This is a genomic window from Catenulispora rubra, assembly GCF_015356825.1.
Lineage (GTDB): Bacteria > Actinomycetota > Actinomycetes > Streptomycetales > Catenulisporaceae > Catenulispora > Catenulispora rubra.
In genome coordinates, this window is record NZ_JAACYW010000559.1 from 1 (window position 1) to 2,446 (window position 2,446).

A 2,446-nucleotide genomic window follows, 5' to 3' on the forward strand; every position below is an offset into this window, starting at 1 on the left:
TGGCCGCGCTCCAGACGCGCGTAGTACTCCACACTGACGCCGGCCAGCATGGCGACCTCCTCGCGGCGCAGACCCGCGACGCGCCGGTTGGCGCCGCCGTAGGCGGGCAGGCCTGCCTGCTGCGGGGCGCATGTGCTTGTTTTGTGTGAGGTGGAGGGCATCGACTTCACGCCGCATGAGTCCAACACGCGGGCGGCGGCTCGGGAGGTCGCGGAGCGGTTCGCTGGGCAGGAGGCCTGGTTCGGGATCGAGCAGGAGTACACGCTCTTCCGGGGTGGGCGGCCTCTGGGGTTCCCGGAGGGTGGTGGGTTTCCGGCGCCGCAGGGTCCGTATTACTGCGGGGTTGGTGGCGGCGCTGTTTTCGGGCGGGAGTTGGTGGAGCGGCATCTGGACTACTGCCTCGCCGCCGGTCTGACGATCTCGGGGATCAACGCCGAGGTCATGCCGGGGCAGTGGGAGTTCCAGGTGGGGCCGGCGGGGCCGGTGGAGGTCGCCGACCACATGTGGGTGGCGCGCTACCTGCTGCTGCGGGTCGCTGAGGAGTTCGGGGTGTCGGTGTCGTTCGACGCCAAGCCTGCCAAGGGGGACTGGAACGGGGCCGGGGCGCACACCAACTTCTCCACCAGGGCGATGCGGGAGTCGTACGATCCGATCATCACCGCGTGCGAGGCGCTGGGCGAGGGCGACAAGCCCGCCGAGCACGTGCGCGCCTACGGCTCCGGGATCGAGGAGCGCCTCACCGGACAGCACGAGACCGCCCCGTGGAGCGAGTACAGCTACGGCGTCTCGAACCGCGGCGCCTCGGTGCGCATCCCGTGGCAGGTCGAGGTGGACAAGAAGGGCTACATCGAGGACCGGCGGCCGAACGCGAACGTCGACCCGTACGTCGTGACCCGGCTCATCGTCGACACCTGCTGCACCGCGCTGGAGAAGGCCGGCCAGGTCTGAGGCCGAAGAGGTCTGAGGCCGCAGAGGCTTCACGCAAGACAGGTCTGACGCCGCCCGAGGCGAGACACGACAAGAAGGCAAGAAAAGGCGTAAAAAGCGCCCCCGATCCAACCACGGATCGGGGGCGCCGCTGTGTGTGCGGGCGAAACCTGACCGTGACGAGTGACTTCCAGGACAACCCGGTCTGACTCCGGAGACAACCTCCGGGCTGTCCCCCGCGTCCCGATTATGGTTTGCGGGGAATTCAGCCACACAGGAGTCAGGGTGCCTAACTTGTCTCGGCGCGAGCTCGGGCTGTTCGGGATGGGGGCACTGGCGATCGGCGCGTTCGGCGCCGACACCGGGGTCACCACCGTCGAGTCCGACCTGGTCGGGCGTCCGGCCCGGCTTGCCAGCCGGGTCGCGTTTCTGCAGGTCGTCGCCCATCCGGACGACGACCTCTACTTCATGAACCCGGACATCGCCGACTCCGTGCGCACCGGGGGCGAGGTGACCACCATCGTGCTGACCTCCGCCGAGGCAGGCGGCGGTGCTTCCTTCGCGGCGGCGCGGCAGCACGGTCTGCGCTCCGCCTACGCGCGCATGGCCGGGGCGGAGGACGACGCGCCGTGGCGGCGCAGCGTGCTGGTCACCCGTGGGGGTGAAGCGGAGCTGTGCGAGCTGGCCGCCGACGCGCGAGTCCGGCTGGTCTTCCTCGACATCTCGATGGGCGCCTACACCGGCTCCACCCCGGGCGACACGAACCACACTCCGCTGGCCGCCCTCTTCCACGGCACCGAGACCACCCGCCCCGTCTTGCAGCCCACCGAGACGGCCATCACCGGCGGCGTCTACACCCGCGACCAGCTGGTCGGCACCCTCACCGACCTGATGGACCGCTACCAGCCGACCGTCGTGCGCACCATGGACCCCGACCCGGAGCGCCGCGGCGCCGGCCCGAAGGAGCGGGCCTGGCTCACCGACTCCGGCGTCCACACCGACAACGAGGACCACACCGCGACCGCCTGGTTCACCTATGCGGCGTACGCCGACCACCGGGCCCGGCGCGGCCCCTCGGCCGTCCGCCTGGACTCCTACGTCGGCTACGGCAACGCCCGCTGGCGCCACAACCTCGGCGGCTCCAGCGCCCGCGAGAAGCTGCGCCTGCTCGGCGTCTACGGCTGGGCTGACCGGCGCAAGTGCGACGACCCGGTCGGCTGCGGCGACAGCACGGTCGGCGGCGACGCGGCCCGCCCCGGCTGGTCGCAGAGCACGAACCTGCGGCACGTCGGCACCACCGACTGGCTCGGCGCCGGCCCGGACGGGCGCCTGCGGGCGTTCGCCGCGGTCGGCGGACGCGCCGTGGTCTGGACGGAGACCTCGCGCGGCAGCGGCAGGTTCGGGCCCGGGGTGGGGGTCGACAGCACGCGCGGAGTGAGCTTCCTGACCCTGCCCGGATCCGGCGGCGGCGTGACCGCTACCGCGGACTTCACCTCAAGATCCGCCTTTGCCCCCAGCC

At 71.4% G+C, this 2,446-nt stretch carries 2 protein-coding genes and 1 pseudogene; 2 read left to right on the forward strand and 1 reads right to left on the reverse strand.

The window, feature by feature from the left end; translation table 11 throughout:
* A partial coding sequence (locus tag GWK61_RS53960) for a helix-turn-helix domain-containing protein (protein WP_194922192.1) occupies positions 1 to 161 on the reverse strand: 161 nt, incomplete at its 3' end.
* On the opposite strand from GWK61_RS53960, the pseudogene glnII reads away from it, so the two are divergent.
* A pseudogene (gene glnII / locus GWK61_RS53965) lies at positions 124 to 948 on the forward strand (glutamine synthetase); the annotation flags it as partial. The gene GWK61_RS53960 and the pseudogene glnII sit on opposite strands and share 38 nt — an antisense overlap.
* A gap of 264 nt (positions 949 to 1,212) precedes the next feature.
* The coding region (locus tag GWK61_RS53970) for a PIG-L family deacetylase (protein ID WP_194922193.1) at positions 1,213 to 2,446 on the forward strand (1,234 nt) is incomplete at its 3' end.